The organism is Nonomuraea typhae (genome assembly GCF_009760925.1).
Classification (GTDB): Bacteria; Actinomycetota; Actinomycetes; order Streptosporangiales; family Streptosporangiaceae; genus Nonomuraea; species Nonomuraea typhae.
In genome coordinates, this window is the sequence record NZ_VRLV01000052.1 from 1 (window position 1) to 946 (window position 946).

1 protein-coding gene is annotated in these 946 nt (G+C 64.9%); it reads right to left on the reverse strand.

Translation table 11 applies throughout. From position 1 onward, the window contains the following. Window positions 1-658, reverse strand: a 658-nt coding sequence (locus tag FVE25_RS53665; RefSeq protein WP_219826090.1) for a hypothetical protein, incomplete at its 3' end; no start/stop codon positions are given. Window positions 659-946 lie beyond the last annotated feature (288 nt).

The window sequence follows — 946 nt, forward strand, 5'->3', positions numbered from 1 at the left end:
CGAAGCGCACCCGGCTGGGGTCGGTGAAGCCGTTTCCGATGCTGGTGTCGCTGGTCCACGGCGTGTTGGTGAAACCGCGCCCGTTGTACCACGCCTTCAGATTGCCACTCGATTCGACGAGGACGACTTCGGCCCGGCCATCACCCGACACCGACCCTGGCCCCGACCCCGTCCACAAGGCGTCGGTGATGATGACGGCGTCGTTGGCCTCCACGCCGTACCGGTAACGGTATTGCGCCGCTGGTCGCTGAACGTCGGCGGCCACGTCGCCGATGGGCGCGGTGTTCCATGAACCGTTGGGATAGAACTGTTGCATTTTGTCGAGGAAACTGTTGGTCGCCCACACTGGGTCGGTTCGCTCACTGACCGAGCCGCCCCAGATGGCGCGTTGCTGATAGAGGCCCACGGAGTCCAGGTCGCCGTGGTCGAGGTTGGCGATGCTGCTCTCTACGATCACCGTGGCGATGGCGATGGCGGCCGCCCGCTCGTTGAGGCCCCGGTTCTTGACGGTCGACACGATGACCCGGGCGCATGAGGTGTTGTAGCCGTTCATGTGCCCGCGCATCTTGTTCTGCAGAAGCGGATTGAGTGCGGCGGCTTTGGCTTCGTCAGCGGCCGTGGGCCCATCTGGCACGCACGGCAGCGCTGCTGCGTTCACGCTCACGTCGTTCGGCCAGATCTCCGCGGGGTCACGCGGTGGATCGGCCGCTGCTGGCGAGATCGGGAGGAGACAGAGTGCCACGGCGGCGCCCAGCAGGACCTTTAACCACGCTCGGCTTCCATTGCTCAACGATGTCATCGGAAACGTTCCTGTCCTGTTCATCCGAAGTGCACGCGGGTGGGGTCGGTGAAGCCGTTTCCGATGCTGGTGTCGCTGGTCCAGGGGGTGTTGGTGAAGCCGCGGCCGTTGTACCAGGCTTTCAGGTTGCCGCTCGGCTCGACGAGG